This is a genomic window from Solwaraspora sp. WMMD791, assembly GCF_029581195.1.
GTDB lineage: Bacteria > Actinomycetota > Actinomycetes > Mycobacteriales > Micromonosporaceae > Micromonospora_E.
This window is the reverse complement of record NZ_CP120737.1, coordinates 1,983,758-2,007,136: the sequence shown is the minus strand read 5'-3', so window position 1 is coordinate 2,007,136 and position 23,379 is coordinate 1,983,758. Positions and strand designations below refer to the sequence as shown.

General features: G+C 70.0%; 19 protein-coding genes. 9 read left to right on the top strand and 10 right to left on the bottom strand.

Annotated features, from left to right (window positions below):
* The first annotated feature begins 65 nt into the window (after positions 1-65).
* The 3 genes from manD (at position 66) to O7623_RS08715 (ending at position 3,577) form a co-directional block, all read left to right on the top strand.
* Complete coding sequence (manD, locus tag O7623_RS08725; protein WP_282228098.1) at positions 66-1,274, top strand: D-mannonate dehydratase ManD; 1,209 nt, start codon at positions 66-68, stop codon at positions 1,272-1,274.
* Positions 1,275-1,462: 188 nt separating this feature from the next.
* Positions 1,463-2,275, top strand: coding sequence for a methyltransferase domain-containing protein (locus O7623_RS08720; protein WP_282228097.1), 813 nt, complete (start codon positions 1,463-1,465; stop codon positions 2,273-2,275).
* A 123-nt stretch (positions 2,276-2,398) separates the two neighbouring features.
* On the top strand, positions 2,399-3,577 hold the full coding sequence (locus tag O7623_RS08715) for an acyl-CoA dehydrogenase family protein (RefSeq protein WP_282229353.1): 1,179 nt from the start codon (positions 2,399-2,401) through the stop codon (positions 3,575-3,577).
* A gap of 90 nt (positions 3,578-3,667) precedes the next feature.
* On the opposite strand, the gene O7623_RS08710 is transcribed toward O7623_RS08715, so the two are convergent.
* Positions 3,668-5,017 carry an extracellular solute-binding protein gene (locus O7623_RS08710; RefSeq protein WP_282228096.1) on the bottom strand — a complete coding sequence of 450 codons (1,350 nt, stop codon included), beginning with the start codon at positions 5,015-5,017 and terminating at the stop codon, positions 3,668-3,670.
* A gap of 159 nt (positions 5,018-5,176) precedes the next feature.
* Here O7623_RS08710 and O7623_RS08705 point away from each other — a divergent pair, with 159 nt between their 5' ends.
* The 3 genes from O7623_RS08705 to O7623_RS08695 are packed head-to-tail and all read left to right on the top strand — an operon-like array spanning position 5,177 to position 10,107.
* On the top strand, positions 5,177-6,547 hold the full coding sequence (locus O7623_RS08705) for a condensation domain-containing protein (protein ID WP_282228095.1): 1,371 nt from the start codon (positions 5,177-5,179) through the stop codon (positions 6,545-6,547).
* 54 nt (positions 6,548-6,601) lie between these two features.
* On the top strand, positions 6,602-6,874 hold the full coding sequence (locus tag O7623_RS08700; protein ID WP_282228094.1) for a phosphopantetheine-binding protein: 273 nt from the start codon (positions 6,602-6,604) through the stop codon (positions 6,872-6,874).
* Complete coding sequence (locus tag O7623_RS08695; protein ID WP_282228093.1) at positions 6,871-10,107, top strand: amino acid adenylation domain-containing protein; 3,237 nt, start codon at positions 6,871-6,873, stop codon at positions 10,105-10,107. Before O7623_RS08700 ends, O7623_RS08695 begins: the two co-directional genes overlap by 4 nt.
* 64 nt (positions 10,108-10,171) lie before the next feature.
* Here the strand turns inward: O7623_RS08695 and O7623_RS08690 are convergent, their stop codons facing one another.
* From O7623_RS08690 to O7623_RS08680, 3 genes are read right to left on the bottom strand one after another with little or no spacing between them, the layout of a single operon-like run.
* A complete protein-coding gene (locus O7623_RS08690) occupies positions 10,172-11,647 on the bottom strand; it encodes an FAD-dependent oxidoreductase (protein ID WP_282228092.1) in 1,476 nt (491 codons plus the stop codon).
* A 48-nt stretch (positions 11,648-11,695) separates the two neighbouring features.
* A complete protein-coding gene (locus tag O7623_RS08685) occupies positions 11,696-13,096 on the bottom strand; it encodes an FAD-dependent monooxygenase (protein ID WP_282228091.1) in 1,401 nt (466 codons plus the stop codon).
* 21 nt (positions 13,097-13,117) lie between these two features.
* Positions 13,118-13,888 (bottom strand): glucose 1-dehydrogenase, encoded by a 771-nt coding sequence (locus O7623_RS08680; protein WP_282228090.1) that lies wholly within the window; start codon positions 13,886-13,888, stop codon positions 13,118-13,120.
* 219 nt (positions 13,889-14,107) lie between these two features.
* Between O7623_RS08680 and cmdF the strand changes: the two genes are divergently transcribed.
* A complete protein-coding gene (gene cmdF, locus O7623_RS08675) occupies positions 14,108-15,721 on the top strand; it encodes a tyrosine 2,3-aminomutase (protein ID WP_282229352.1) in 1,614 nt (537 codons plus the stop codon).
* Positions 15,722-15,891: 170 nt separating this feature from the next.
* Here the strand turns inward: cmdF and O7623_RS08670 are convergent, their stop codons facing one another.
* Complete coding sequence (locus O7623_RS08670) at positions 15,892-16,434, bottom strand: class IV adenylate cyclase (protein WP_282228089.1); 543 nt, start codon at positions 16,432-16,434, stop codon at positions 15,892-15,894.
* A gap of 201 nt (positions 16,435-16,635) precedes the next feature.
* A complete protein-coding gene (locus O7623_RS08665) occupies positions 16,636-16,812 on the bottom strand; it encodes a hypothetical protein (RefSeq protein ID WP_282228088.1) in 177 nt (58 codons plus the stop codon).
* 514 nt (positions 16,813-17,326) lie between these two features.
* Here O7623_RS08665 and O7623_RS08660 point away from each other — a divergent pair.
* Together O7623_RS08660 and O7623_RS08655 are read left to right on the top strand one after the other, a co-directional pair.
* A complete protein-coding gene (locus tag O7623_RS08660; RefSeq protein ID WP_282228087.1) occupies positions 17,327-18,037 on the top strand; it encodes an SDR family NAD(P)-dependent oxidoreductase in 711 nt (236 codons plus the stop codon).
* Positions 18,038-18,072: 35 nt separating this feature from the next.
* Positions 18,073-18,264 (top strand): DUF397 domain-containing protein, encoded by a 192-nt coding sequence (locus tag O7623_RS08655; RefSeq protein WP_282228086.1) that lies wholly within the window; start codon positions 18,073-18,075, stop codon positions 18,262-18,264.
* Between the two features lie 373 nt (positions 18,265-18,637).
* Here O7623_RS08655 and O7623_RS08650 read toward each other — a convergent pair whose 3' ends face one another.
* From O7623_RS08650 to O7623_RS08635, 4 genes are all read right to left on the bottom strand, one after another.
* Positions 18,638-20,599: a M48 family metallopeptidase gene (locus O7623_RS08650; RefSeq protein ID WP_282228085.1), complete on the bottom strand. Its 1,962-nt coding sequence runs from the start codon at positions 20,597-20,599 to the stop codon at positions 18,638-18,640.
* A 4-nt stretch (positions 20,600-20,603) separates the two neighbouring features.
* Positions 20,604-21,254 carry a LemA family protein gene (locus O7623_RS08645; protein ID WP_282228084.1) on the bottom strand — a complete coding sequence of 217 codons (651 nt, stop codon included), beginning with the start codon at positions 21,252-21,254 and terminating at the stop codon, positions 20,604-20,606.
* A 73-nt stretch (positions 21,255-21,327) separates the two neighbouring features.
* Positions 21,328-21,483, bottom strand: a complete 156-nt coding sequence (locus O7623_RS08640) for a hypothetical protein (protein WP_282228083.1) — start codon at positions 21,481-21,483, stop codon at positions 21,328-21,330.
* A 96-nt stretch (positions 21,484-21,579) separates the two neighbouring features.
* On the bottom strand, positions 21,580-23,349 hold the full coding sequence (locus O7623_RS08635) for a fatty acyl-AMP ligase (protein WP_282228082.1): 1,770 nt from the start codon (positions 23,347-23,349) through the stop codon (positions 21,580-21,582).
* Positions 23,350-23,379 lie beyond the last annotated feature (30 nt).

The window sequence follows — 23,379 nt, the reverse complement described above, 5'->3', positions numbered from 1 at the left end:
TGCGGGCGGGCGCGCGGCAGCCGACGCCGACGCCGAAGCCGTCGCCGAGCGGAGGAGTCAGGCTGATGCGGATCGTCGATGCCCGGGTGATCGTGACCTGCCCGGGACGCAACTTCGTGACGTTGAAGGTCGTCACCGACGACGGGGTGACCGGCGTCGGCGACGCCACCCTCAACGGCCGCGAACTGGCCGTCGCCAGCTACCTGCGCGACCACGTGGTGCCGACCCTGATCGGGCGCGACGCCGCCCGCATCGAGGACACCTGGCAGTACCTGTACCGGGGGTCGTACTGGCGGCGTGGCCCGGTCACGATGAGCGCGATCGCCGCCGTCGACACCGCACTGTGGGACATCAAGGGCAAGGTCGCCGGACTACCGGTCTACCAGCTGCTCGGCGGCCGCTGCCGCGACGGCGTCACCGTCTACGGCCACGCCAACGCCGAGACCGTCCCCGAGCTGCTCGCCGAGGTGGCCCGCTACGTCGACCTCGGCTACCGGGCCGTACGGGTACAGACCGCCGTACCCGGCCTGCCGGCGACGTACGGGGTCGGCAAGGACCGGATGTTCTACGAGCCCGCCGACGCCGCCATCCCCACCGAGACCACCTGGTCCACCGAACGCTACCTGGTGCACACCCCGCAGGTCTTCGCCGCCGTCCGCGACGAGTTCGGCCCGCACCTCAAACTGCTGCACGACGTCCACCACCGACTGACCCCGATCGAGGCCGCCCGCCTCGGCAAGGACCTGGAGCCGTACCGGCTGACCTGGCTGGAGGACCCGGTCCCGGCCGAGCTGCAGGAGGGCTTCCGGCTGATCCGCCAGCACACCACCACGCCGATCGCCGTCGGCGAGGTCTTCAACTCCATCTTCGACTGCCAGCAGCTGATCAAGGAACAGCTCATCGACTACGTACGGACCACCGTGGTGCGCGCCGGCGGAATCAGTCATCTGCGGCGGATCTTCGACCTGGCCGCGCTGCACCACGTCCGCAGCGGTTCGCACGGCGCCACCGACCTGTCGCCGGTCTGCATGGCCGCCGCGCTGCACGTCGACCTGAGCATCCCCAACTTCGGTCTGCAGGAGTACATGCGGCACACCGAGGCCACCGACGAGGTCTTCCCACACTCGTACCACTACGCCGACGGCTACCTGCACCCCGGCGAGGAACCCGGGCTCGGCGTCGACATCGACGAGTCCGCGGCGGCGCGCTACCCGTACGCGCCGGCGTCGCTGCCGGTCAACCGGCTCACCGACGGGTCGATGCACAACTGGTGACGCCGTGCGCGGGAACTGAGGTCGGCGACATCGTCGACGCACAGCTCGTCGCAGGAGAGCACACCGTCGCATGGCACGCGTGAAGGTGCCGGCCGGGCGCCACGCGGCCCACAATCCTGGAAGACCGCCCCCGCGGCCGCGAGAAGAGCCACAGATGCCCGATCAGCCCGCGCACACCTGGGGAAGAATTGAACGCCGATGTTGGCAGACACTTCGACGAGCGGTCTCCGATCGAAGACGAGTTCCGCGACGGTCACCTGCACATGTGGTACTGGTACGACCGCGACGATCCGGCCACGTTGACCGAGGCGGTCCTTCGCATCACCCAGAAGGTCACCGACACGCTCGGCCTACGACGCGGTGAACACCTCATGGACGCCGGCTGCGGCCCCGGTGGAACAGCGGTGTATCTGGCGACGACACACGACGTCCGGATCACCGGAATCACGTTGAGCGAGTTCGAGTTGCATCGCGCCACGACACGAGCCCGGCGCGCCGGGGTAGACGACCGGGTTCGTTTCCAGCTCGCGGACTTCATGGCGTTGCCCTATCGCACCGGTTCGTTCGACGCCGTGTTGGCGCTGGAGTCGCTCCAGAACGCCCCCGATCTCGACCTCGCACTGCGCGAGCTGTTCCGGGTGCTCCGCCCCGGCGGACGGATCTCGTTCTCCGACTTCACGTTGGAGTCCTCCGCCGAACCGGACCGGCTGTCGGCGTTCATGGCCGCGCTCAACCTGCCACGCGTACCGACGCTGGCCGAATGGCTCGCACATACCCGGGCCGCCGGCTTCGACATCGAGGAGTACACCCAGTGTGGGCCCCGGGTGGTCGGTCGTCAATCGAGCTATATCGTGGCCGCGAGTCGTCGCAGGGAAGAGATCGGGGCACGGTTCGGCGACGGGGTGCTGGCGGAGTTCAGCAAAGGGCAGCGCGGGTTCTTCGCCCCCCGACAGAACCAGGTCGGCTACGCCATCGTGTCCGCCCGAAAGCCGTACCGCTGACCCACCGCGGCCGCGCCGCAGCGCATGTCGGCGCAGTGCGCATGTCGGAAGGTGCGACGCCGACCGCCGGATGGCAGTTTCGGGTGACATCTGACCTATTCTCACAGCTAGGAGGACTGGGTGTTGGGAACGCAGGAACCATCCCGTACCGAACTCGTGACCCGCGCGGCCGAGCTGGTTCCGATCCTTCAGCAACACGCGGTGTGGGGTGAGGAGAACCGCCGACTGCACGACGAGGTTCTCGATGCGATGACCGCCGCCGGTGTCCTGCGTATGCGCCTGCCTCGCCGCTACGGCGGGTACGAGAGCGACGCCCGGACGGTGCTCGACGTCCTCACCCAGGTGGGCCGCGGCGACGGCTCAGCCGCATGGGTGGCCTCGGTGTGGTCGATCAGTAGCTGGATGGCGTCCCTGTTCCCCGACGATGTCCAGGACGAGGTGTTCACCAGTCCGGAGGTGCGGGTGTGCGGGGTGCTCTCGCCCTCCGCCGTCGCCGAGCCCACCAGAGGCGGCTACACGGTCAACGGGCAGTGGGGATTCATCAGCGGCGCGTTGCACAGCCAGTGGCAGGCCATCCTGGCGATGGGGCCGGCGTCCGACGGCAGCCAGGGGCCGCTGTTGGCGCTGGTGCCGATGTCCGATCTGGAGATCGTCGACGACTGGCGCACCTCCGGCCTGCGCGCGACGGGCAGCGTCACGACGGTCGCCCGCGAGGTGTTCGTGCCCGCCGAACGGGTGCTGCCGATGGCCGCCGTGCTCAACGGGCAGCTCGCCTCACGGCGCAACGCCGGCTCGGGCGTCTACCGTCAGCCGCTGATGGCAACGGGCAGTGGATGCTTCACCGGATCGGCGCTGGGAATCGCGAAGGCAGGACTGGAGAGCTTCCTCGAACGCCTCCCCAGCCGCAAGATCACGTACACGGACCATGCCAGCCAGCGGGAGGCGCCGCTGACCCACCACCAGGTGGCCGAGGCGTCGCTCACCATCGATGAGGCCGAGTTCCACGCGCAGCGCCTCGCCGGTCTGCTGGATGCGCGAAGCGCCTCCGGTGAGCCCTGGTCGGTTCCCGACCGCGCGCTGGGCCGGGTAAGCCTCGGGCGGGTCCTCCATCTGACGAAGAAGGCGGTCGAGATCCTGCGCACGGCCAGCGGCGGGACCTCGATCTACGAGCACGTTCCCATCCAGCGAATCGACCGTGATCTGCAGGCGTTGAACCTGCATGCCCTCATGCACCCCGACACGACCTTCGAGCTGTACGGCCGGATCCAGTGCGGGTTGGAGCCGAACACGGTCTACATCTGACCGGGGCCCGCACCTGGGTCGCGGCAGCCACCGCGAAGGCCGGCCGCCGAATGATCCAGCGGCCGGCCCAATGCACTGCGGACGGGCTGTCTAGTGAACGTCGAGCCGTTGCGGGCTGCGGGGAGCCGGCCCGTCGACGCAGTGGGCGTGGTAGTCGTCCAGCAGCAGCTGCGCCCGGGTGGACGCCTCGGCGAACCGCGCCAACGGATCGGCACCGCCGGCCAGGACGTCGTGCATGGCTTCCGTCGCGGCATCCTGGATACCGGCGAAGTCGCCGAGGAGCGCACCGAGCGCGGCGGGTGAACGGTCCGACGCGTTCTGCTGGTCGGCCGCGACCCGATGGTACGGGTGTTGCTCGAACCAGCCTGCCTCCGCGAGCCTGTCGTAGGCGGTCGTGGTGGCCGGCACGAAGCCCTGCGCCTGGTGCCACATGACGGCGTTGTCAGGGCTGATCAACCGTTGGAGGAAGGCGAGCGCGCCGTCCCGGGTCGTCTCGTCGAGACCGTCGGTCAGCCAGAAGGACTGGCCCGACACCACCGTTCCGGCGTATGGAACGTCGTCGTTGTACGGATGAGGGCTGACGTCGAGCTCGATACCCGCCTCCGCACACGCGTGGACGATGACCTGCGTCATCTTTGACGAGCTGTACATGAACGCGACCTGGCCGGTCAGGAACGCCTCCAGACACCCCATCCAGTCGTGCGGCTGCCCGCTGTAGAGGTAGTGGCCGTCGGCGTGGAGCCGGCGCCACCACTTGACGAATGACAGCATCTCCGGGGAGGCCAGGTTGACCTTTCTCGCGCGACCGGAGCGTCCATTGTCGTGATCGGCCAGCAACGCGCCCCGTAGCGCCAGCTCCTGCTGGAAGAACCAGCCGTGCAGCGGCCAGGTGACGCCGTGGCCCGGACCGTCCGGGAGCTTTGCGACGGCGCGACAGGCCGATTCGAGCTCCTTCCACGTGCGCGGTGGGCGCCGGGAGCCGGTCGCGGCATGCAGCAGGGCCGTATTGCTGTACAACAGCGTCGTCGAGTTGGACGCCGGCAGCGACCACAGCTCGCCGTCCTGCGTGTAGTAGGCACGGGCAGCCGGCATGACGTCCTCGACGACAGGCTCGCCGAGAATCTCCTTGCGGCCGGCGATCGCCGATTCGATCGAGGTGAACAGGGGCGCGCCGGTTGCCGCCCGGGTGTCGCGAGCGAGCTGCGTGGCGGTGTAGTAGTACTCGACCACATGGGGAGGCCGCCCGTCCGCGACGGCCTGCACTACTTCCCGCGGCAGCTGCTGGAAGTCGTGCTCCTCGAGGTTGATGCGGTACGCGGGATGGTCCCGCTCGAACGCCGTGGCCACCTCTCTGATCGGGTCGAGATAGTTCGGGAACGGATGGACGATGGCCCAGATGTCAAGGACCGTCCGAGAGTCCCCGGTGTGATCGCCGCTCATCGGCTCCTCCACATAGCTCTCAGGAAGGCTCAGGGTATGTGCCGCCAACGCCCGTCGCCTCTCCGAAACTGCCGCAATTCAGGAGACGCGGGTGCGTGGCCCGCGTGGAACGGTGATGTCGCCGGTGGAGTGGAACGACGATCAGATGAGGCAGGGAGCATGCCCGCACCAGAGGCAAGCCTGACCACGGTCGGAACAACCGAGCGCGCACCGCTGTCGCACAACCAGGAGTTCCTGTGCATGTTCGACCGCGGCGACAGCGCGGGCCCGTTCGGCCCGTACTACCACATCGCTGGTGGCTGGCGGATCAGCGGACGGGTCGACGTCGACGATCTGCACCGGTCACTTGACGACGTGATCGTGCGGCACGAGGCCCTGCGTACGGTGGTGGTGCGCGAGGGCTCCGATCGTCACCAGCGGATTCTTCCGCCGTCGCCGGTGACTCTGGTCGTGCAGGAGGTGCCCGGCGTCGACCGGGTACATCGCGACCTGCGGTGCCAGGACATCCTCAACGATCTGGAGGCCCAGCCGTACCCGATCGGTGCGCCTCCGCTGCTGCGCGCCTTCCTGTGGCGGTTCGACCATGATGACGCCTTGTTCGTCATCCAGGCCCACCACACGGCTGCGGACGCCTGGTCGATCCAGCTCATCATGCGTGAGGTCGTGATCGGGTGCGCCGCCCGCGCGGGTCACCCGGTGCCCACGCTTGCGGACGCCGGTCAGTACCAGGACTTCGCACGTTGGCAGCGCTCGACCGGCTCGTCCGGCGGTGAGCACGCCCACGACGACTACTGGCGCGAGAAGCTGCGCGGCGGGGGAGTGCTCGCGCTCCCGACCGACTGGCCGCGATCTCTGAAAGGTCCGCAGGCATCGGCCTGGCACCGGTTCACCATCGACCGCGCCGACGCCGACATGGCGTTGGAGATCGCCCGGAAGACGCACAGCACCGCGTTCATGGTCTACCTCGCCGCCTACCTTGTGTGCCTGCGGCGCACCATGAATGAGTCCAATGCGGTAGTTCCGACGTTCACGACCGGCCGTCCGAAGCGGTTTCAGCACACGATCGGCTCGTTCTTCAACCTCCTGCCGTTGCGCACCGACCTGACCGGCTGCCGGACCTTCGTCGACGTGGTCGACCGCACCCGGCAGACCTGCATCGAGGCGTACACGCGGGAGATCCCGTTCGGCCGGATCGTCGAACTGGTTCCCGAGGTGGCGGCGCCGCTGGCCCGGGACGACACGACGATGTTCAACTTCCAGGCCGAACGCACCCTGTTCGCCGCCGAGGGCGAGCGGATCGGCGAGTTGACCTGCACCGAGGTACGGCGCCGGGTGTCGGCGCCGGTCGGTGGCGATGTCCCTGACGGCTCGCTGTGGACGATGTCGATCGCTCCCGGCGCCGACACCGTCGGCTGCCTGGCGTTCAACACCAACCGGTACGACGTGATGACCGCCGCCGAGATGGTCATCGACTTCGCGCGCGGCTTCCGCGGCCTGGTGAACGACCCGGACCGGCCGCTGACCGGGTGAGGCGGGCCCGGGCTCGAACGGCAGGAGTGGTAGCGACGGACGGGAGACCAGGTCATGACACACGACGCTGTTGACACAGTTGGCGATTCGTCGTTGGAGGAGAAGGTCGAGGCGATCTGGCGGGAGGTGCTGGACGTTCCGGAGGGCCAGCGCGACGTCACGTTCATGGACCTCGGTGGACAGTCCGTGGCGGCCGTACTGATCGCCACCCGGATCGGGGAGGAGCTGAACATCCCGGTGGAGGTCGCCGACCTGTTCGACGACCCCACGCTGGAGACCTTCGTTCGCGATGTCGTGGCCAAGGCACGCGGCGCGGGTACCCCGTGACCGAATCTGACGCGACCGGGCCGGGCGACGGACGGTGTGTCACCTCGATCACCCAGGCCGGGCAGTGGTTCCTCGACAGGTTGGTCGACGACCCTCGCGCGCACCGACTGCACCGGGCCTACGACGTGATGGGTGTGCTCGACATCGATGCGTTGACGGCGGCGTGGCGTCACGTGCACGCGCGCCACGAGATCCTCCGTACCCGCCTGGTGGCAGACGCCGGGGTGCCGGTACCCACGGTGAGCGCGTCCGCAGACGTCGCGCCGGTGCTGGTCGAGCTCGGCCCGCACACCTCGACCGAACGCGCGCTGGCGGTGGACCGCATCAGCGGCGAATGTGTCGCGGCACCCCTTGACCTCGCCGCCGGGCCGGTCTGCCGACTGTTCGTCGTGCGGCTTTCCGGCGCGCAGCACCGGCTGGTGCTCGTGGCGCACCGGGCGGCAGTCGACGAGTCGTCAGCGTCGATCCTGATCGACGAGCTGGCGCGGGCCTACCGGGCGGCGCTGGACGGCAGGCCCCCCGATGTCGTCGGGCCGCCCACCCAGTACACCGGGTTCACCCGATGGCAGCGCGGCCGGCTGGCCGGCGGGGCGTTCGATCCGTTGCTGGGGTGGTGGCGGGCCGCGCTCACGCCGTTGCCGCGGTCGGACGCCCCGGCCGCCGACCGCACCGTACCGACCCGGCCGGTCTTCGATGGCGGCCTGCTGCCGTTCGACTGGGCTTCGGGTCCGGGCAGCGCGCTGGCCGAGTTGTCCGACCGTACGGGCGTCGCCACGGAGCTCGTCCCGCTCGCCGGGCTGCTGTGCCTTCTGTACCGCCATGACGAGGCGGGACGTCCCGACGACCACCAACGGGTGGGCGTGTGCGTACCGGTGGCGGCCCGGCCGGGCCCCGCGGCGGACGACGTGGTGGGGCCGTTCGGCAATCAGATCGTCATCGGTGTGGACATGTCGGCCGACCTGACGTTCCGTCGGCTTCTGCTCGCCCTGTCCGCGCGTGCGCGGGACGCGTTCGCCCACGCCGAGCTCCCCTTCGATCTGCTGCCGCAGGCGCTGCGACTCGACCGAGATCCGCGCCGCCACCCGATCTGCGAGGTGTGGTACCGGTTCCCGGACCGGACCCGGTCGGAGCTTCGGCTGCCGTACGCGACGGTCCGGCCGGCACAGGTGCACACCGGCTTTGTCGAAGCCGACCTTGTCCTGTCGGTCGACCGGATCACCCCGACGGTTGCCGGCACCCTGGCGTACAGCGCCGCCCGCTACGACCGTGACACCGCCCGGCTGCTGCTCGACCAGTTGCACGCTCTGCTGGCGGCCGCCCCGGCCGGCCTCGACCGGCCGGTGGGCGAGTTGCCGCTCGAAGCGCCGCACCGGACCGACATCGCGCTGCTCACGGCAGACCAGCTGCCGACCGGGCCGCCCATCGAGCCGGTGCACCACCGGGTCCGTCGTTGGGCGAAGCGAGCGCCGCACGCCCCAGCGGTCTCCTGGCCGGGGTCGGAGCTGTCGTACCGGCGGCTGGACGAGCACGCGGGTCGCATCGCCGGCGCACTACGCGGACTGGGTGCCGGCGTGGACACCGCGGTGGCGGTGAGCATCGCATCCGGTCCGAGCCAGGTCGCCGCGCTGCTGGGAGTCGGCTACGCCGGAGCGCAGCTCGTCTGCCTCGACGCCGACACCGGGCAGCGGGCCCAGGCCGTACTGGCCGACGTGCGCCCGGTCGGCCTGGTGGTCGACGGCACCGGCGCCGACGACACCCTGGTCGGGTGGTACCGTAGCGAGCTGGGCGGCCGGGTACTCGACCTCGCGCGTCTCGACGCCGAGCCGGGCCGTCCTGTCGGACCCTTCGAACCGGCCAGAAGCAGCCCGCAGGACCTGGCGTACGTGGCGTACACCTCCGGCTCGACCGGACGGCCCAAGGGGATCCCGCAGACTCACGCGACGCTCGCGCAGTTCGTCGACTGGCTGGCCGGGCAGTTCGGCATCGGCCCCGGCGCCCGGATGGCGCAGTGGGCGGCGGCCGGCTATGACGCCAGCCTGTGTGAGGTGTTCGCCGCCCTGGGCGCGGGTGCGACGCTGTGCCCGGTGCCGGGCGGGTTGCGGATGCACCCGGAAAAGTTGGTCGGCTGGTTGGCCGAGGAGCGCATCACGCACTTCCAGACCGTTCCGTCGTTCGCCAGGGAACTACTCAAGGCGATCCGCCGGAATGGGCCGGCCCGACTCCCCTACGCACTGCGCTGGCTGCTGCTGGCCGGCGAGGCACTGCCCGGCGAGCTGGCCAACGATCTGCGGCGCGGCCTGCCCGGCGTCAGGCTCGCCAACCTGTACGGACCGACCGAGTCGATCCTGGCCACGTGGTGCGAGGTGGACGCCGACCTGGACCGGACGGCGCCGATCGGGTGGCCGATTCCGGGGCGGCGAGTGGTGGTGCTGGACGAGGCGGACCGCCCCTGCCCGACCGGGGTGACCGGAGAGCTGGTCATCGTCAGCCCTTACCTCACCGCCGGCTATCTGGGCGTCGAACCCGACGAGCGCTCGCCGTTCCGCCCGCTGTGCGGCCCCGCCGGGGTCACCTCCGGGTGCGAGCGGGTCTACCGCACCGGCGACCTGGGGCGCCGGCGACCCGACGGGTCGCTGGAATTCCGGGGCCGCCGGGACCTTCAGGTCAAGTTCTACGGCACCCGCCTGGAGCTGACCGATATCGAGGCGGCGCTGGCCGCGCACGAATCGGTTGCCGACTGCGCGGTGGTCGCGCTCACCGATCGGCACGGCCTGGTCTCCCGGCTGGTGGCCTGCGTGGTGCCGGTGGCGTCCCCGGACGGCCGGACCGCCGGTGGGCCGGAAGTGTGGCGTCAGCACCTGTACCGTCGGGTCGGCAGAGCCAAGTTGCCGGTGTCGTTCCGCACCGTCGACGCGTTCGCCCGCAACGTCGGCGGCAAGGTGGACCGACGGGCCCTCATGGCTGCCATCGCGCCGGCCGCCGACAGCGACGCAGCGCCACGCACGGCGGCGGAAAAGGCGATCGCGGCGATCTGGTCGCAGCTGGTCGGCGTCGAGCTGCCCGGCCGCCACGACACCTTCTTCTCCATCGGTGGGCACTCGTTGCAGGTGCCCCGGGCCGTCGCACGCATCCGCGAGCGGTTCGGCATCGAGATGACGCTGTCGGACTTCTTCGCCAACGCCTCGCTGGCGGACCTGTCGGCGTTGGTCCAGTCGGCGGCGCGGACCCCCTGACCCGAGGCCGCACCGCGACCGGTCCCTGGGCTGGGCGGCCCGGGGACCAGCCGCGATGCGGGTACTACGCCGACCGTTCGGGTCGGATCCAGCTCAGGCCGTCTGCGGAGGGCATCAGCCCGGCGGGTGTCACGGGGCGCCCCTCGCCGGCACCCGATCCGGTCAGCGCTCGGGCCTGCAGCGCCGCCCCCTGCTCGAGCAGCCGTCCAGCCACCGCGCCCATCGTCGCATCGTGCTGGGCGCTGGCCGTGTCGACGAGTGCGGTCATTTCGCGGGAGGTTTCAGTGAACCGTTTGCGGGTCAACGCCGGGTCGGCGAACTCATCGGAGGCCACACCACCGACCAGGTTGACGAAGGCCTCGATGTCGTTTTCGGCCGTGTTCGAGATCTTCCGCGCCTGCCAGAAGTACGACGTCTCCGACTGGTGCATGTCGTAGAAGCCAATCAGGAACTCGTAGAATCGGCCGTACTCGCGGCGGTAGCGGGTTTCGAACTCGTCGAATGCCGTCGCTTCGTCGACGTCGTCGGCCAGGCAGGCGTTGATGGACCGGGCCGCCAGCAAGCCGCCGAAGGTGGCCAGGTGTACCCCCGAGGAGAACACCGGGTCGACGAAGCATGCCGCGTCACCCACCAGCACCATTCCCGGGCTCCAGAATCGCGTGCCGCAATACGACCAGTCCTTGCGGACGCGCAGTGGTGCGTACGGGCCCTCGGTCACCCGGGTGGCGTTGGCGAGCATCCGTTGGATCGGCGGGCAGGCATCGATGAACCGGCGCATCGCCTGCTCCGGATCGCCCTGCACCAGCGCGGCGGACTCCGGGCTGACCACGGCGCCCACGCTGGTGAGCTCCGGGCGCAGCGGGATGTACCAGAACCAGCCATGCTCGAATGCGACGCTGAAGATGTTTCCACTGTTCGGGGCGGGCAGGCGGGCGCCGCCCTCGAAGTACCCGAACAGGGCCAGGTTGCGGAAGAAGGGGGAATACTCGCGGCGGGCACCGGAGCTGCCGTAGAGCCGGCTGGTGTTGCCGGAGGCGTCCACCACGTACCGTGCCGACACCTGCTGCTCCCGCCCGTCCCGATCGGTGTAGCGGACCCCGCTGACCCGGCCGCCGTCGGTGATGACGCCGGTCACCGGGCTGTTCTCCCGTACGTCGACTCCGAGCCGGCGCGCGTTGTCGAGCAGGATCTGGTCGAAGCGCATCCGTTCGACCTGGTAGGCGAACGAGGTGGGGCCGGGCATGCGCTGCGAGACCGCGAACTCGAACGTCCATGGCTGCGGGCTGCTTCCCCAGCGGAACGTGCCGCCCCGCTTGACCGTGAACCCGGCCTTCTCGATCTCTTCACGCACGCCGAGCAGATGTGCCACCCCGTGCACGGTCGCCGGGAGCAGGGACTCGCCGATCTGGTAGCGGGGGAACGTCGCCTTCTCCAGGAGCAGAACCCGGTGACCGCGCTTGCTGACCAGAGCGGACACGGTAGCGCCGGCAGGGCCGCCACCCACCACGATCAGGTCGTACCGCTGCTGTGGAACACTCACGGACTATTCCTCACGTCGTCTCGGACTGATCGGGTCAAGGCGGCTTTGCTACGTGGTGGTGGCGTTGGCTGCCGGCCGGGGCCAGCGAATGGGCTGCGTGCTCGCCCGTGGCGGACCGAGGATCGCGTTCCACAGGATCCGAAGCAGCATGTCGGGGCGCATGAGGGACTCGGGGCGGTCCACCAGCCCCGCGACGCGCATGTAGGCGAGGGTGACGGCGGCGTCGCGAGTCGCGGCCCGTTGTACCAGGCGCAGGAACCGCTGGGCCAGCTTCTGCTGCAGCGGCCGCTCACCCTCGACCTGCGGGAAACCGAGATCGACGGTGCTGGTCATCTCCCACGGCTGGTCGATCGCCTCCCGAGCCAGGTCGCTGAAGTAGTCGAGCGGCACCGGATCGGCGCCGCTGTGCAGATGCCGACGCATGGTGAGCGCCCCGAGCGCCGCTACGGTCATTCCCTGGGCGTAGACCGGGTTGAAGCACGTGACCGCGTCACCGGTGACCAGCAGCCCGTCCGGGAAGCGGTCCAGTTCCTCGTACCGGCGGCGGATGGTGGTCGGAAAGTGGAACGCCACCGGTTCGTCGAGCGGATCGGCGTACTGGACGGCCTCGTACACGTCGGGGACCGGAAGCGTCTTCAGCCACTGGTGGAAAGCGGCCTGTTCGGTGGGCGGATGGTTGCCCCGCAGACCGTAGGCGGTCAGCACCAGCCGACCGCCGTCGGTCACCACGAACACCGCCCCGCGCGCCAGGTCGGGATAGGCGACCGGGTTGATCGCGATGTCGTTCTGGAACGGGTCCGCGCCGTCACGCAACCGGAAGTTCTGGGTCACGTAGACCAGGTCGACCTTCTGCCGATCCTCCCGGACGCGTGGATAACCCAGCTGCTCCAGCCAGACCGGGGTTCGGGAGCCCCGCCCGGTGGCGTCGACCACCAGGTCGGCCCGGATCACCTCGGCGGTGTCGTTTCCGCGCCGCTGGATCCGCACGCCGCTGACCCGGCTCCGGTCGGGTGTCGTTTCCAGGCTCAGGATGTCGTGCCGCTCATCGATCACCACGTTGGGATAGGCCAGTAGCCGGTCCCTGATGGCGCGCTCCAGCAGCGGCCGGCTCGCCGCGCAGGTGGTCAGGCCACCGTGCCGCTGCTTCAACCGCCGGCCCGAGAAGTACCAGCGGGTGCTGCCGGACAGGTCACCGAGCGGTACCCCGTGCCGGACCAGTTCGGCGGTGACCCCCGGGAACAGCTCTTCCATGGCCTCATGGCCCCGGGTCAACAGGCCACTGATGTGTCGGCCCTGTGGCGCGTGCCGGCGTGGAGCGTCGGTGCCCACCAGCACGTCGCGGTCCACGATCCGTACCTCGTCGTAGACATCTGCCAGCACGCGCGCCGCGAACATGCCCGCGACGCTGCCCCCGAGAACGACCGCCCGGGTACCGGTCTCATTGCCCATCTGACTTTCCCATCGGTCGTGTCATGCCGAGACGGCAGTCATCGGCACGGCGGTGACCAGGCCACCGTCGACACCGATGTCCTGGCCGGTGATGTATGACGCCCGCGAGGAGAGCAGGAAGGCGACCGCGTCGGCGACGTCCTCCGGCCGGCCGAGCCGACCGAGCACCACCTGGCTCCGGTACATCTCGCGCGCTTCCTCCGTGGTGGCGATCCCGTCGAACATCTGAGTACGGATGTATCCCGGGCTGACCGCGTTGACCCGGATGCCGTTGGCGGCCAGATCCGACGCGAGCGAGCGGGTCAGGTTGATCACCGCAGCCTTGGTCGCCGCGTAGACCGACGCGAACCCCATGCCGCGCTGAACCAGCCAGGAACCGTTGATGACTATCGAGCCACCGCTGTCACCGAACAACGGCACCATCTTCTGGATAGTGAAGAAGACACCTTTGAAGTTGGTGCCGATCACGTCGTCGAACCCGGGTTCGGTGATGTAGGCGCTCGGCGCGAAGCCGAGTGTCCCGGCATTGGCGAACACTCCGTCCAACCGTCCGAAACGCTCTCTGATCCGGGCCGCCAGCTGGTCGAGGTCGGCGACGCGCGCCACATCGGTGGGTACCGCCAGCGTCTGATCGGCGGCGTCGAGACGCTTTACGGCCGTTTGCAGGCGATCCTCACTGCGCCCGGCGAGGACCACGTTGGCGCCCTCGTCGATCAGCCGTTGTGCGGTGGCAAGGCCGATGCCGCTGCCGCCGCCGGTTACCAGAACGGTTCTACCTTCAAACTCTCCCATGTCGACAGTCTTGGTCCGGCACTGTGTGCACGCATCTCCGAGGGTGCGGCGGATCGCGCGCCGCCACGCGGTCCGTCGAACGCAACGGCGGAGATGCGTCGCTCGGACGGCCGGTGTGATGCTGGCTCCCGTCCATGACGGGTTGGGCGTATGGGTGCCAATGCCGGGACGCCCGGCTTTCCCGAACGCCACAACGGCACGTTAGCGAGAAGAGGACACATGTCGCTGGTGGAGGTCGGCACGTCCGTGCCGGTCGACGGTGAGTGCCTGAGCATCGCCGACCTACGGCGGATCGCCGAGAACAGAGCAGCCTGCCGTATACCGGCGGAGGCCCTCGCGCGAGCCGAGCACAGCCGGTCGTTGTTCGAGCAGATCGCCCGCGAGGGGACGCCCATCTACGGTGTCACGACCGGATACGGCGAGATGGTCTACATGCTGATCGGCACCGCCAAGGAGGTGGAACTGCAGACCAACCTCGTGCGTAGTCACTGCGCCGGGGTCGGCCCGATCTTCGCTGAGGACGAGGCACGGGCAATGGTCGCGGCGCGGTTGAACGCCTTCGCCAAGGGTCACTCGGCGGTGCGTCCGGTGGTGCTGCAACGGCTGGCGGAATACCTCAACCGGAACATCACACCGGCCGTTCCGGAGATCGGCTCCCTGGGCGCCAGCGGTGATCTCGCGCCGCTTTCGCACATCGCCGCCACGCTCATCGGTGAAGGGTACGTGCTGAGCGACGGCAGGCCCGTGCCGACCGGGCCGGTGCTCCGACGACAGGGCATCGAGCCGCTGCAGTTGCGGTTCAAGGAAGGGCTCGCGCTCATCAACGGCACGTCGGCGATGACGGGCCTCGGCTCCCTCGTCGTCAGCCGCGCGTTCGACCAGGTGCGGCAGGCCGAGATCGTCACCGCGCTGGTGCTGGAGACCCTGCGGGCTTCGGCTAGCCCGTTCCTGCCTGAGGGCCACGAGATCGCCCGGCCGCACCGGGGGCAGATCGACACGGCGGCCAACCTGCGCGCGCTGATGCGGGGCAGCGGGCTGCTGCTCGACCACGCCGACCTGCGTCGGCAGGCACGCGAGCACGGTGACCTCGAATCGTCCGACGGGGTGACGCGGACCGAGGTGTACATGCAGAAGGCATACTCGATGCGCGCGATACCGCAGATTGTCGGCGCTGTGCGCGACACGCTGTACCACGCGGCGTCGACCTTGGAGATCGAACTGAACTCGGCCAACGACAACCCGTTGTTCTTCGAGGGCAAGGAGATCTTCCACGGCGCGAACTTCCACGGTCAGCCGGTCGCGTTCGTGATGGACTACGTGACGATCGCCCTGACCCAGCTCGGGGTGCTGTCCGAGCGGCGTCTCAACCGGTTGCTGAACCGCCATCTCAGCGACGGTCTGCCGGAGTTCCTGGTCGCCGGGGGTCCTGGCCTCAACAGCGGGTTCGCCGGGGCGCAGTACCCAGCGACGGCCCTGGTGGCCGAGAACCGCACGATCGGGCCGGCCAGCATCCAGAGCGTGCCCTCCAACGGAGACAACCAGGACGTGGTCAGCATGGGTCTGATCGCCGCCCGCAACGCGCGCCGGGTTCTGCAGAACAACCGCACGATTCTGGGGTTGGAAGTCCTCGCCGCGGCGCAGGCCGTCGACGTGGCCGGACGCCGCGAAGAACTCAGCCCGACCGCCAAGGTGACCTACGACCTTGTGCGGTCGTTGGTACCGACGCTTGAGGGCGACCGGTACATGGCCGATGACATCGAACGGATCGCCGCGGCGCTCGACGGCGGAGTGTTCCTCCAGGCCGCCACCGACACCGGTGTCGAACTGCGCTGAGCGACCTCGCGTCGTCCGCGCACCACGCAACACCGACCGGAAAGGACGGCCGCGGTGCCCCTGTACGCCGTGGCGGGGCCCGTCCTCGCGCTTGCGGTGATTGTCGCGGTCGCCCGGCCGGGTGGCGCCCTGGCCAGCCTTCTCGGGCGGCCGGGTCGACCGGCTAGCGGTCAGGCTGAGGCGAGGGCGGCGCGGACGAGGGAGTCGTAGGACTCTTCGGTGCGCGACACTCCGATCCCGAGCGACGCGACGAACGCCGCCAGCTCGGCCTGCACCGCCTCACCCGGCACGCCGTCACCGACGATGCGTTCCAGCTCAAGGAAGGTGCCGAGGCCCGCGACGTCGTCGACGCACAGCTCACCACCGGGCAACCTGGCGGTACGGCGGACCTTGGCGACCCGTACGGTGGCGCGGAAGCCCATCGCCAGGATGGCGGTGTGCATCTGCTCGCGGTCGGCCACCGCCGTCTCGTACTCGTCGCAGGAGAGCGCATTGTCGGCGGGGCGTTTCAGGGTGAACGTGTGCCGGCCGTCGACGGTCCGCAACCGTACGAAGGGGACACCGATTCTGCTGTCGCCGTACGACCAGCCCTGGGGCGCGTACGCCTGGTCGTCCTGCACGACCGGCGGACCCGGCTCGATGCCGCGCGCCGTGAGCGCGACAAGCAGCGCCTCCCGGTCCTGGACGCGGTACTTGACCTCGACCTCCCGCACCACGCCTCCACCCGCCGTCGTCACATTGACTGCGCAGCGTCGCACAAGCGTCATCGGATCGACAACGCGGCACGCCAGCGGCGACCGCTGCGGTGTCGATGGTTCCGTGTCGTCCATCATCGATGTGATGCTGAGATACCCTACGACGCTCACGTGAGGTATCTCAGCCTCACATCGCTGCGGCTCTTCCGGTCGCCCGGTTCAGCTGACGCGCGAGGCGGCGGCCATCGGTGGTTGGTCGACCGGGTCGCCGGAGCGGCGCATCGCCCACAACGGCGGGCCACCCGCCGGCAGGTGCGCGACGCGGACGACGCGGTAGCTGTGGCGTTCGTAGAACGCCCGTTGCCACTGGCTGCTCGCCTCCACCACCGCCGGCATCCCGATCCGGTCCAGCCGGCATGATGCGCCGCGAGCAGCGTCGACCCGATGCCTTGGCGTCTCAGCCAGGGCGCCGCCGCCAGGAACGCCAGGTGGTGGTGTCGGCCGGTCGGCTCCAGTCGGCCGGCGGTGAAGGTGTAGTGCGCGTACGGGCCATGCCGGTCACCACAGGACCGCAACCGCCGCCGTTGATGCTCCGCACCCAGCAGCCGGTCCGCCGGGTGCGGATACCAGACCGCCACCCCGTCACAGTGCCCGACCACATCGACGACCCCGTGCCGCACACCGAACTCCAACTCGGCGGTGAAGAACCGGTGCATCGTCAGATAGCGGATCGCGTGATCGCCGATCAGCCACGCCACCTACGTACACCGCGCAGCACCCGAGGTCGTGAAGACCCGCTCGCTACTAAACCACCACCGGCTGATGAGCATCCACAACCGCCTCGCCAGGTACGACACCCCCGCCACCCGTGAGTTGGACGAACGCGTACGGACTCTGGTCGCATAGCACCATGACATCGGACGTCCAGCGGGTAGCAGTGGTCACCGGGGCCAACCGAGGGCTCGGCAAAGCAATCGCCCAACAACTCGCCCAGGCCGGCCTCCACGTCGTGGTCACCGCAAGAAGCGAGGAAGCCGCAGAGCGGACCGCCGCCGAGCTGACCGGGCTCGGCCTGCCGGTCTCGGGCCACCAGCTCGACATCACCGACCCGGCCAGCGTCGCCCGCGCCATGGCCGACGTCGGCTACCAGTACGGCGGACTCGACGTCCTGGTCAACAACGCCGCCATCGCCATCGACCGAGGCCAGGCAGCCAGCGCAGCCGACATGGAAAAGGTCACCGCGACCCTCGACGCCAACCTGGTGGGCACCTGGCGCTGCTGCACCGCCGCCATCCCCGAGATGAAGCGGAACAGGTACGGCCGGATCGTCAACGTCACCAGCCACATGGGCACGTCCGCCGAGATGGGCGCCGGCAGCGTCTCCTACCGAGTCTCCAAGGCGGGCGTCAACGCGCTCACCCAGATCCTCGCGGCTGAGCTACACGAGCACAACATCCTCGTCAACGCCGCATCGCCGGGGAAGGTCGACACCCGCCTCGCCTACGGCAAGGCCAACCACACCCCCGACGAAGCAGCCGACACCTTCACCTGGCTGGCCGCACTTCCCGACGACGGACCCACCGGCCAACTCTTCTACGACCGCACGGTACTACCCTGGTAGGTGTGGGATAGGCGGAAATCTATCTCGGAGTAACAGTGTCTTATCTGACCGGTGCGGCGTGGCGAAAGAGTAGCCGAAGTAGCTCCCGAGTCGACTGTGTGGAGGTTGCCACCAACCTCCCGGGAATCGTCGCCGTCCGAGACAGCAAGGATCGGGAAGGGGCGACGTTGTTCTTCGCTTCTTGCAGATGGGATGTCTTCCTCGACTTCGCCGGAGTTGCGAGGTAGCCGCCCAACTCCAGCGTCGGTAAGCGAGTCACCAGACGACGTCGCGGAACTTGATCCGGACTACTGGGAGTCCATCCGTGCGCGTCCCGACAGCAACGGCGTGCACCGTGATCCACAGCGCTCCAGCCGACCACACCCCGGCGTGTCGGATCGAAGAGACGGTGTGGATCACGGCTGCACGGGGCCGGTCGGGGAGACCGTCGTCACGAGCGCGGCTCCAGCGATGAATTTCGAGGCTGGTCACGCGCAGGAGCATCAGGAGTCGCGCTCGTGCCACGACTCAACCGCTGTCCGGCTCCCCACACGGACGGCAGGGCTCAAGCCGGAACACGCCGGGGCCGGACAGCACCCGCCAGGGACAGGCTGTGAGCGATCAGGCTGGCACCGGCAGTGGTGGCAGCGGGCTGTGCAGGATCAGGCAGATGGTCCGTAGCAACTCGACCTCCGGCACGGTCATCACCCCGTCGTGGCCGATCACCGCGACCGCCGCCGCCACCAGCCGGGACTTCTCCGCCGGGCGCAGTTCGTCGAGGACCGGCCAGACCGATTCCAGCTCCAGTACGCCGCCCGCCGGCGGGGTGAACCGGGCGGACGCCTGGGGCAGGGCGTGCGCCGCACCGGCGGCGAAGGCCTGCTGCGCGGCGGCCGGATCCGGGTGCCCGGCCTGGGCGAGCACGCTGAGCAGTGTCTGCACGGCCGGTTGGCTGGCGCGCAGCGTACGGCGGCCGCGGCCCGGCCGTGACGATGGCCGCAGCGATTCGCGCAGCTCGTCGCCGACGAGCCGGGACAGGCAGTATTCGAAGACGCTGATCCGTCCGTCGGCCCGGATCAGGGTGGCCATCGCGTCGGCGAGGGCGTCGCGGTCGGCCGGTGACTTCTGCGCCAGCGCGGGGAAGGCGATCTCCGCCAGCGGCAGCCGCAGCATCGGGTGCAGACCGGCGGTGCGCGCACCGGTCTGCCAGGCGGCGTCGGCGAGCGTGGCGCCGTACCGCGCCGCGATGGCGGCGTGCTGGCCGGTGCGGACCTGCGGGTCGGCCGACATCAGCAGGCCGAGGATCAACGGCCCCACCGTGTCCGGGCGGCGGGCCTGCCCGGCCAGCTCCTGAGGTATCCGGGCGAGCAGGTCGGCGGCGTGCTGGTAGGCGCTCGCCGGCGGCGCGCCGATCCGGTCGACGACCTGGGCCGGGTCCATCGGCACCCGGGCGTCGTCGGCGGGCAAGGTGGCACCGCCGGGTGCACCGCCAGGAGTGCCGCCGGGTGCACCGCCAGGAGTGCCGCCGGTCAACCCGAGCGCGCGGTCCTCGGCCAGCCCGGAGGGTGGCGCGGCGGCCCAGCGTCGCGCCAACGCCGACAGCTCGGCCGGGTCGAAGCTCGGCTCCAACGCCCGGATCCGGTCGGCGATCGGCGGGTGGGTGGCGAACAGCGCCGACATCCGGGATCCGGAGCCGAAGAGCATGTGCCCGACCTCTTCGGACTTCGGGTTGGCCAGCGCGGAACCGGACGGCAGCCCACCGATCTTCTTCAGCGCGCCGGCCAGCCCGGCGGTCTGCCGGGTGAACTGCACCGCCGAGGCGTCCGCCAGGTACTCGCGTTGCCGCGACACCGACGCCTTGATCAGCCGGCCGACCAGCACACCGACGTACCCGGCGGCGACCATGGCCAGCCCGAGCAGCGGCAGCGGGTTGCCGCCCTTGTTGTCGTTGCGGGAACGCCCGCCGCTGACGAATCCGGTGCGCAGCAGCCCGCGCCCGATCACCGCCAGGAACAGGATGCCGAACAGCAGCCCCATCAACCGGATGTTCAGCCGCATGTCGCCGTTGACCACGTGGCTGAACTCGTGCGCGATGACGCCCTGCAGTTCGTCGCGGTTGAGCCGTTCCAGGGTGCCCCGGGTGACCGCGATGGCCGCGTCGGAGGTCGACCAGCCGGCGGCGAACGCGTTGATCCCCTCCTCGCGCGGCAGCAGGTAGATCTCCGGCACCGGCACGCTCGACGCGATGGCGATCTCCTCCACCACGTTGCGCAGGCGGCGCAGCTGCGGATCGGTGGTGTCCGGTGGCACCGGCACGCCGCCGAGTTCCCGGGCGACCCGCCCGCCGCCGCCGCGCAGCGTGACGGTACGCACCAGCGCGGCGAGGCCGATCACCGCGACGGTTGCCAGGCTGGTCACCGCCAGCAGGCCGGCGAGCTGGGCCGGTGGCATCGACGCGGCGTCGAAGACGAGCACCGCGGCCAGGTCGACCACGGCGACGATGCCGATCACGGCGACCACGAACAGGGCGACCAGCCGGGCGGAGACCCGGCGGACCCGGCGTTGGCGCTCGAAGAAGTTCATCGCCTCAGAAGTTCACCTGGGGAGCCTGCCGCTGCTGCGGGTCGTCGACCTCGAACAGGGCGGCCGGGCCGAAGGAGAACATGTTCGCCACGATGCTGCCGGGGAAGCGTTCCCGCTTGTTGTTGTACGCCATGACGGCGTCGTTGTACGCCTGCCGGGCGAAGGCGACCCGGTTCTCCGTGGAGGTCAGCTCCTCGGTCAGCTGCATCATGTTCTGGTTGGCCTTGAGGTCCGGGTACGCCTCGGAGAGGGCGAACAGCCGGCCCAGGCTCTGGGTCAGCATGTTCTCCGCGCCGGCGAGCTGCTGCATGGCGGCGGGATCGCCCGGTTTGCCGGTGGCGGCGCCCTGCGCCTGGACCGCGCCGCTGCGGGCGGCGATCACCGCTTCGAGCGCTTCACGTTCGTGTTTCATGTACCCCTTGGCGACCTCGACCAGGTTGGGGATGAGGTCGTGGCGCCGGGTCAGCTGGACGTCGATCTGGGCGAACCCGTTGCGGTACGCGTTCCGCGCGGTGACCAGGCCGTTGTACACCGCCACGGCGTACCCGCCGAAAGCCACCACGATGATGGAAATCAGGCAGAAAAGTCCGATGACAAGTTCCATGTCCTCCTGCTCCCGCCGCGCCTGCGCCCGTACCGGCAGCACCGACCGCACTGCCGCTGCTGCCGCCCCTGCTGTTGCCGCGAGCCTACGCCACCTGCACGAACGGTGATTTCCGCTGGTCGACTCAGGTGCGGGTGCGGTTGCCGACGAATCCGAGCACCAGTGCCACCACCAACGCGACCAGGCCGAGGACCAGCAGGAACCGCAGTGCCTCCAGCACCGCGCCGAGGACCAGTAGGACCACCGCGACGACCGCGACGGCGATGAGCAGGGAACGCATGGTGACCTCCGGGTAGCGGGACCGTCCGTCGGTCAACCTTCCCCGTCCACGGCGGGTCGAATCCTCCCGGCATCCGGGTCGGGGTCCGGGGCGGCCTCAGCCGAGGGCCGCTGGCGAGCGGGCCAGCACCGTGAAGCCGTCCTCCCGCCAGCGTTGCGCGCTGGCCCGCCGCCGCACCTTGCCGCTGGTCGTCTTCGGGACCTGACCCTTGCGGACCAGGCCGACCGTGGCGATGTCCAGGCCGAACTCCTCGGCCAGGGCCGCGCGGACCGACGCCAGGATCGCCGGGTACGCCGGACCGCCGAGGTAGCGTTCCAGCTCGCAGAGGACCACCACCGGACCGCTGCCGTCCGGTTCCGTGCCGAAGACGACCGTACCGCCGGGGCGCAGCGCCGGATGGGCGCACTCCGCCGCGTACTCCACATCCTGCGGGCAGTGGTTCACCCCACGCTGGATGATCATGTCCTTGACCCGGCCGACCAGGTACAACGTACCGTCGATCTTGACGCCGAGATCGCCGGTGCGGACGAACCGTCGCCGGTCGTCCGCCGGCCCAGGCAGAAACGTCGCGGCCGAGCGCCCCGGCTGGTTCCAGTAGCCGCCCGCCACCCCCGGTCCGGTGACCCAGACCTCGCCGACCGTCCCCGGCGGGCACGGCGTCAGCCGGTCGGGATCGACGATCACCGACTCGGTGTCGTCGACGTCGGTCCCGCAGCCGACCAGCACGGTGACCGGCCCGTCGTCGCCCGGCGGCACTGCCACGCCGTCGCGCCGCAGCCGGTCGGCGCAGACCCGCAACTGGCGCGGCGGCCGCCGATGGTCACCCACCGTCACCGACAAGGTCGCCTCGGCCAGGCCGTATCCGGGGACCACCGCCGACGGACGCAGGCCCCAGTCGCGCAACGCCGACGTGAACGCGGCGACGGTGCTGTGCCGCACCGGCTCGGCACCGTTGATCGCCAGCCGCAGACTGGACAGGTCGAGCCGGCGGTCGCTGCGGCCACTGGCCCGCGCCGCCAGGTCGAAGGCGAAGTTCGGTGCCATCGTCAGGCACGCCCGCGCCCGGTCGATCATCTCCAGCCAGAGCATCGGCCGGCGGACGAACGCCGCCGGGGTGGTCAGGTGCAGCGTCATCCCGGCGTGCACCGCGCCGAACAGCATCCCGATCAGGCCCAGATCGTGAAACAGCGGCAGCCAGGACACCGCCGCCTCGCCCTCGGCCACCGCCGTCTTCGTCGCCAGCGCCCGGACGTTGGCGACCAGGTTGTCGTGGCTGAGCATCACCCCACTGGGGGTCCGGGTCGAACCGGAGGTGTACTGCAGCACCGCCAGGTCCGCGCCGCCCGCGCGTACCGCCACCCCGGCCGGGTCCACCGCCGTCGGCAGCTCACCGGCCGCGATCAGCATCGGGCTGGACCCGTCGCGGTACGCCGGGGCCAGCGCGTCCGCCACGAACCCGACCTGGTCCTCGGCGAGCACCACGGCGTCCGGGGCGCAGTCGTGGTGGATCTCCTGCAACCGTTCACTGAACACCCGGGCGGTGCGGGCGGTCAGCACGCTCGGCGGATAGAACGGTACGGCGACCACCCCGGCCAGCAGACACGCGTACACGGCGACCACGTAGTCCAGCCCGTTGGGCAGCATGATCAGCACGAACCGGGGCCGGTCGCCCGTACCCGCCGCCGGCAGCACCCGGGCCAGCGCGGCCGCCCGACCGGCGAGCTCGGCGTAGGTCAACGTCGACCACCGGCCGTCACCGGTGGTGAACTCGACGGCGTGCCGGGTACCGTGCCGGCGCGCCCGGTCCAGCAGGTCACCGGCCAGGGTGTGGGTCGGCCGCGCCTCGGCGACGACAGGTGTACGCACGGCGGATCTCCCTCGCACTCGACCGACGGG